The sequence below is a fragment of the Clostridium sp. genome (genome assembly GCF_051650885.1).
Classification (GTDB): Bacteria; Bacillota; Clostridia; order Clostridiales; family Clostridiaceae; genus Clostridium.
In genome coordinates this window covers 1-7,113 of sequence record NZ_JBOFRG010000013.1, presented here as the reverse complement: position 1 = coordinate 7,113, position 7,113 = coordinate 1, and the positions used below count along the sequence as shown (strand labels likewise).

General features: G+C 28.3%; 6 protein-coding genes and 1 pseudogene. 6 read left to right on the top strand and 1 reads right to left on the bottom strand.

The window, feature by feature from the left end; genetic code table 11:
* Positions 1 to 117: 117 nt before the first annotated feature.
* From ACRC28_RS00400 to ACRC28_RS00380, 5 genes and pseudogenes are all read left to right on the top strand, one after another.
* Positions 118 to 879, top strand: a pseudogene (locus ACRC28_RS00400) (MATE family efflux transporter); the annotation flags it as partial.
* Between the two features lie 216 nt (positions 880 to 1,095).
* Positions 1,096 to 2,601 (top strand): DUF1846 domain-containing protein, encoded by a 1,506-nt coding sequence (locus tag ACRC28_RS00395; protein ID WP_438541483.1) that lies wholly within the window; start codon positions 1,096 to 1,098, stop codon positions 2,599 to 2,601.
* A 199-nt stretch (positions 2,602 to 2,800) separates the two neighbouring features.
* Positions 2,801 to 3,421: a DUF47 domain-containing protein gene (locus ACRC28_RS00390; protein WP_438541482.1), complete on the top strand. Its 621-nt coding sequence runs from the start codon at positions 2,801 to 2,803 to the stop codon at positions 3,419 to 3,421.
* The gene (locus tag ACRC28_RS00385) at positions 3,414 to 4,412 is read left to right on the top strand and encodes an inorganic phosphate transporter (protein ID WP_438541481.1); all 999 of its coding nucleotides are present in this window, start codon (positions 3,414 to 3,416) and stop codon (positions 4,410 to 4,412) included. Before ACRC28_RS00390 ends, ACRC28_RS00385 begins: the two co-directional genes overlap by 8 nt.
* 174 nt (positions 4,413 to 4,586) lie before the next feature.
* A complete protein-coding gene (locus tag ACRC28_RS00380; RefSeq protein WP_438541480.1) occupies positions 4,587 to 5,480 on the top strand; it encodes a DUF368 domain-containing protein in 894 nt (297 codons plus the stop codon).
* A 43-nt stretch (positions 5,481 to 5,523) separates the two neighbouring features.
* Here the strand turns inward: ACRC28_RS00380 and ACRC28_RS00375 are convergent, their stop codons facing one another.
* The gene (locus tag ACRC28_RS00375; RefSeq protein WP_438541479.1) at positions 5,524 to 6,372 is read right to left on the bottom strand and encodes a GGDEF domain-containing protein; all 849 of its coding nucleotides are present in this window, start codon (positions 6,370 to 6,372) and stop codon (positions 5,524 to 5,526) included.
* Between the two features lie 227 nt (positions 6,373 to 6,599).
* Here ACRC28_RS00375 and ACRC28_RS00370 point away from each other — a divergent pair, with 227 nt between their 5' ends.
* Entirely contained in the window at positions 6,600 to 7,004 is a 405-nt protein-coding gene (locus ACRC28_RS00370) for a hypothetical protein (protein WP_438541478.1), read from the top strand.
* Positions 7,005 to 7,113: the final 109 nt, after the last annotated feature.

Here is a 7,113-nt window from a genome sequence, read left to right as displayed (position 1 = left end):
AGACTCGGTGAAACAGGAAGATATAATACGAAAAGCTTTGGAGAAAAACTAAAGCATAAGTTGTATCACAGTATAAATGTCTACATTTAGATAGAAATGTATGTATTTTTCGTATCGGTTTTAAGATTTCTTTTTGGCAAGAAAAGTGTTTTAAAAATAAGAAAAGGATATTTAGTGCCAGAAACTAAGGTTATGCTTGGTGTTTTAGCGCTTGGAATTGCACCTTTTATTATGCAAGCTACAGAAAGTCTTGTAATTATAACTATGAACAATCAACTTTTAAAGTATGGTGGCAATTTAGCTGTTGGTGCTATGACTATAATGAGTAGTATTATGCAAATAATTATTTTACCTATTATGGGATTGTCACAAGGTGCACAACCTATAATTAGTTATAATTATGGAGCTAAAAATATAGACAGAGTTAAAAAGTGCTTTAAGCTTTTATTATTTTCAAGTGTAGCTTATACAACTTTAATGTGGGCTTTAACTATGGCAATGCCAGAAGTTTTTGTTAAAATGTTTAACAACAATCCAGAACTTCTAGAAATGACATCTTGGTCTATGAAAATATTCTTCTTTGGAATATTTATATTTGGAGCACAAATGGCGTGTCAACAAACTTTCTTAGCACTTGGACAAGCAAAGATTTCTTTAATTTTAGCACTTTTAAGAAAAATGGTTTTATTAGTGCCTCTTGCATTAATCTTACCAAACTTTTTTGAAAACAAGCTTATGGGAGTGCTTTCAGCAGAACCATTTTCTGATGTGATTGCAGCTCTTACGACTATAGTATGTTTTACAGTATTCTATAAAAAAACATTAAGTAAAATAGGTGAAGTAGAAGAAAATAAGGTTGAAGAAGCAGTAGGAAAATAAAATTTAAAAATATTTTCAATATACACAAAATTAAAAAAATTTAAACTCCTTGAAAATTGTCTAATGAAGGCATTTTTAAGGAGTTTTTTTGGAATAATAATAAAGAGTTATTAGAAAAATATAATGAAATTTTTCTAATAATGGAATTTACAAAAATAATGGATTGTGCAATAATAGAATTTATTAAAAAATAAAGGAAAATTGTAGAGGTGTAATATGAAAATTGGATTTGACCATAAGAAGTATTTAGAAGAACAATCAAAATACATTTTAGAAAGAGTTAATAATTATGATAAGCTTTATTTAGAGTTTGGAGGAAAATTACTTTTTGATTTACATGCTAAAAGAGTTTTACCAGGTTTTGATGAAAATGCAAAAATAAAATTATTACATAAGTTAAAAGAAAAGGTTGAAATAATTATTTGTGTATATGCAGGAGACATTGAAAGAAATAAAATCAGAGGTGACTTTGGTATAACTTATGATGTTGATGTTTTAAGACTTATAGATGATTTAAGAAGCTATGACCTTGATGTAAACTCAGTTGTAATAACAAGATATAGTGGTCAACCAGCTGCAAGTATATTTATAAACAAGCTTGAGAGAAGAGGAATAAAGGTTTATAAGCATAGTGCAACTAAAGGATACCCAACAGATGTAGATACTATTGTAAGTGATGAAGGATATGGACAAAACCCATATATAGAAACATCTAAGCCAATAGTAGTAGTTACAGCACCAGGACCTGGAAGTGGAAAGCTTGCAACTTGTTTAAGCCAACTTTATCATGAGTACAAACATGGAAATGTAGCAGGATATTCAAAATTTGAAACATTCCCAGTATGGAATGTTCCATTAAAACACCCATTAAATATAGCATATGAAGCAGCAACAGTTGATTTAAAAGACGTGAATATGATAGATTCATTCCATTTTGATTACTATAATAAAGTTTCTGTAAACTATAATAGAGATATTGAAAGTTTTCCAGTTTTAAGAAGAATAATTGAAAAAATTAGAGGAGCTGAATCTGAATTTAAATCTCCAACAGATATGGGAGTTAACAGAGTAGGATTTGGAATTGTTGATGATGAAGCTGTTAAAGAAGCATCAAGACAAGAAATTATAAGAAGATACTTTAAAACTGCATGTGAATATAAAAAAGGTTATGTTGATAAAGAAACCTTTGAAAGATCAGCTTTAATAATGGAAGAGTTATCATTAAAAGAAACTGATAGAATAGTTGTTGACTATGCAAGAAATAAGGCTAAAGAAATAAAAGAAGCTAAAGATATAAACAATGAAACAATTCAAGCAATAGCGCTTCAAACAGATGATGGTGAAATATTCACAGGAAGAGCTACTGATATTATGGATGCAGGTTCAGCAGTTGTATTAAATGCAATAAAGCATTATGCAAATATTGATGATACTATCCATTTAATATCACCAGTTGTATTAGAACCTATAATGAAATTAAAGAAAGAAAGCTTAGGGTCTAAAAATCCAGCACTTAGCGTTGAAGAAGTTTTAACAGCACTTAGTATATGTGCAGCTACAAACCCAATGGCACAAGTAGCACTTGAAAACCTTCAAAAGTTAAGAGAATCAAAAGCACATTCAACTACAATAATAAGCAATAATGATGAGCAAACATTTAGAAAACTTGGAATAGATATTACATGTGATGCTCAGTATCCAACAGAAAATTTATACTACTAATTGTATCTAAAGAGTGAAATTGTTAAAAAATTTCACTCTTTTTCTATAAACAAAAAATGAATTGGATTAATAAAATGTAAATATTAAAAACAATAGATAAATTATGTTAGTAATCTATTCAAATAAGAATAGATTGCATTTATACTGAGAAATGTAAAGAGACAAAACATATTTAAATTTAAGGAGATGGAATAATTATATGTTTAATTTTAATCCAAAAGAAGATAAATTCTTCGTTATGTTCATAGAAGAGGCTAAAAATATTCATGAAGCAGCCATTCTGTTAAAAAAAGGATTTGAAAATCTTGATAAAAAGGAAGATATAAATAAAGAAATTGGAGAATTAGAACACAAGGGTGATGTAATGGTTCACGATAACTTAATTGAGTTAAATGAAGCATTTATAACACCAATAGATAGAGAAGATATATTTAGAATTACAAAAAAAATGGACAACATATTAGATGATATAGATTCAGCAGCAAATAGACTTATAATGTATAACGTTACAAGCGTGTCAGAGGCGTCGCTTGAAATGTGTGACATGATTATAAATATAACAGCTGAACTTTTAAACTTAATGGAAGAGCTTAAGAAAATCGGTAAGAAAAATGATATGGTTGAAAAAATAAAACGTATTAATGAAATTGAGCATATTGGGGACAGGCTATATAGAAAAACTATAACTGAACTTTTCAAAGGAACAGATGCCATTGAAATAGTTAAGTGGAAAGACATATACTTAATGCTTGAAAACACTTTAGATAACTGTGAGCAAATTGCTGCTATTGTAGAAGGAGTTGTAATGAAACATGCATAGTGCACTTATAATAACAGGGTTAATCGTAGCACTAGCTTTAATATTTGACCTTATAAATGGATTTCATGATACAGCAACAGCAGTTGCAACTACTATATCAACAAGAGCGTTAAGACCAAGAACAGCTATACTTCTTTGTGCATTTTTTAACTTTGTTGGTGCATTTATGGGAACTGCAGTAGCTAAAACTGTTGGAGATGACATTATAAATCATCAGTTTTTACCACAATGGTGTTTAGTTGGTGTATTAATAGCATGTATAGTATGGAACTTGATAACATGGTATTTTGGAATTCCAAGTAGTTCATCACATGCATTAATAGGTTCTTTAATTGGAGCTGGTATTGCATTTAATGGAAGTATAGATAAGATACAATGGGGAAATGTTTTTAACCATGTAGTAGTATGGTTAATTTTAGGACCAGCTATTGGATTTATATTAGGATACATAATTATGATTGCATTGAATTGGGCATTTAGAAATTCAAATGTAAGAAAATCAAATAAATTATTTTTAAGACTTGAAGTTTTAGGGACAGCCTTTATGGCATTAAACCATGGAGCAAATGATGCTCAAAAATCAATGGGGATTATAACAATGGCACTTTTAAGTGGAGGAGTTATAAGCACATTTGAAGTACCAGTATGGGTAATTGCAAGTTGTGCTCTTGCTATGGCAATTGGAACATCTATAGGTGGAAAGAAGATAATAAAAACTATGGGTGATAAAATGACTAAGCTTAATCCAGTTGGTGGATTTGCATCTCAAATAGGGGCAGCAGTATCAATCTTAGGAGCTACTCTTTTTGATGCGCCTGTAAGTACAACTCAAGTTATGACAACTACTATTATGGGAGTTGGAGCTTCTCAAAATGTTAAATCAGTAAAATGGGGAGTTGCAAAAAACATATTATGGGCTTGGGTATTAACAATACCATTAAGTGCTTTAATATCAGGAGCTTTAATACTTGTAGTTAAAGTTTTCATTTAAAAATATTAAAAAAATGAACTGTTTTAATAGAAATATTTTAAATAGTTCTATTTTTTTACACTAAAAATTTCAAAAATATTAAAAATAATAATAAAATGTGGATTTTAAGTGAAAAAAAATATACAATAGAAAGTGACATTTTAAAACATAGGATATGAAAAAGGGAGATAGCGTATGTATATAATTAATTTTATAAGAGGCTTTTGTATGGCACTAGCGGATAGTGTGCCAGGAGTTTCAGGGGGAACAATTGCATTTGTTTTAGGATTTTATGATAAGTTTATAAATTCTTTAAATAATGTAGTTGCAGGAAGCAGGGAAGAAAGAAAAGAAGCTATAAAGTTTTTAATTAAGCTTGGAATAGGATGGATAACAGGGTTTATTCTTTCAGTTCTTTTTATAACTTCAATTTTTAACAATCATATATATGAAATAAGTTCATTATTTATTGGATTTATAGTAGTTGCAATTCCAATAATCTTTAAAGAAGAAAAGGAATGTTTAATAGGACACTACAAAAACTTAATCTTCTTAGTAATTGGTATTTTAGTAGTGTTTGGAATAACATACTTTAACCCAGTATCAGGTGAAGGTGGAATGAACGTCTCTATGTCAGGACTTAATATAGGACTTTGCATTTACATTTTTGTAGCTGCAATGGTTGCAATCTCAGCTATGGTACTTCCAGGTATATCAGGTTCAACAATACTTTTAATATTTGGACTTTATGCACCAATTCTTGGAGCAATTAAAGGAGTATTAAAAATGCAATTTGAATATATTCCAGTAGTTATGATATTTGGAGTTGGAGTATTAACAGGAATCGCTGTAACTATAAGAGGAGTAAAATATCTTCTTGCAAATTATAGATCAGCTACAACATACTGTATTTTAGGACTTATGATAGGTTCAATTTATGCAGTAATAATGGGACCAACTTCATTAGAAGTTCCAAGTGCTGCTATGACATTTAGCACATTTAGCCCAATTTACTTTATAATTGGTGGAGGACTTATTATTCTTTTAGAAAGAATGAAGGTTGTACTTGAAAAAAGAAGCTCAAAATAAAAATAAGGCATCTTAAAGAAATTTTCTTTAAGGTGCCTTTTATTTAGAAAATAATTTTATTTCTACCAGAATTTTTTGCTATATAAAGGTTCGTATCAGCCTGTTCTAAAAGCTTTTCTAAAGTGGAGTCATTGTAAGTTGAAAAAGCTACACCCATGCTACAAGAAATAGAAATTTCCTTATCATCTATTAAAAAGGGAATTGTATTTAAATTTTCCTTTAGCATAGAAGTAAGCTTTTTAGTAGTTTCTAAAGTTTCATTATCTAAAATAACTAGAAATTCTTCTCCACCATATCTATATAAATAATCTTTAGGTTTTAAAAAACTCATAATTCTAGAAGAGAATTCTTTTAAAACAGAGTCGCCAACTAAATGCCCAAAGGTATCATTTATATTTTTAAAAAAATCTAAATCAAGCATAATTAAAGATACAGTATCATTAGATTTTATAGAGAATTTACTATTAGAATTAGTAAATAAAAAATTTCTGTTATAAGCTTTAGTTAAAGGGTCTATATTGATTTTATCATTTAAATTAACATAAAAATCATGAATAGCCTCACCTTTTGTTGAATTTACTAAAATTAAATTTTCAGTAACATTTGAAAAAAACTCAACAATAAAGGTTTCTTTGTTTAGCTTAAGAGGTGTAACAGTCATAAGGAAAGCTTTTTCATTATGAAATGTTAGTTTTCTAAATGTTTTATTAGTTTCTAAAGCTTTTAAGGCTAAACAATCAGAACAAAAGGGATTATCTAAACAGTGAAAATTATTAAGTTGTAAATGGGTAGTTTCTAAGGTAGAAAGATTCTTAGAATCTAAAATCCTGATGGAATCATAAAAATCACTAAATAAGCTTAATTTGTCCTCGATAATATTTAAAATTTTCAAGGGGTAACACATCCTTTTAAAAAGAAATTTATTTTAATTAAAATATCACAAGAAATATTATAACCTATAATTAGGAAAATAGAATAGCTTTTACACAAAAATGAAACTAAAATAAGGGTAAAGTGCGATAGAATAAATCTTTATATTGTTTAATAGATAAAGAAGTAGACAAGAATTTTAGGAAGAATTATAATAATATGTAGAAATTAAAGTTAAGGAGCTTATACATGATAATTGAATTAAAGGATAAAAAAATAGATGAATCTTTAAACCACTTAGGAAAAGCATTAGAAATTGTGGGAGTAGAGTTTAAAGAGGATGATAAGGAAGAAGTAGTAAGAAATATAATAAGAAATCTTTTTGAAAATGGAAAAGCAACTATTGAGGCTTCAGGAAGAGAATATTCAATAGAAGAGTTATTTTTAACGAAAACAGATTTTGAAAAATACTATTTAAAAAATAAATTAAAAGTAGTAAAAAGAATAGTAGAAAAAGTTAAAAAATATAATACTGAACTTGAAGGTAAAATAAGAAAATTCAAGAAAGATAACTCCTCTGAAACATTAAGAGAGATTAATACGGAAATAGAAAAGAGATACAAGTGGGTAACTAAACTGTTACAACAAATTTAAATAAAACTATACAAATATGTATAGAAATATAGATTTAAAAACAGAAAGCCCTCTGTATCTAGCGATAGGTGCAGACTCGGAGTTAATTGCTTTTAACCCCTAAAGCCTT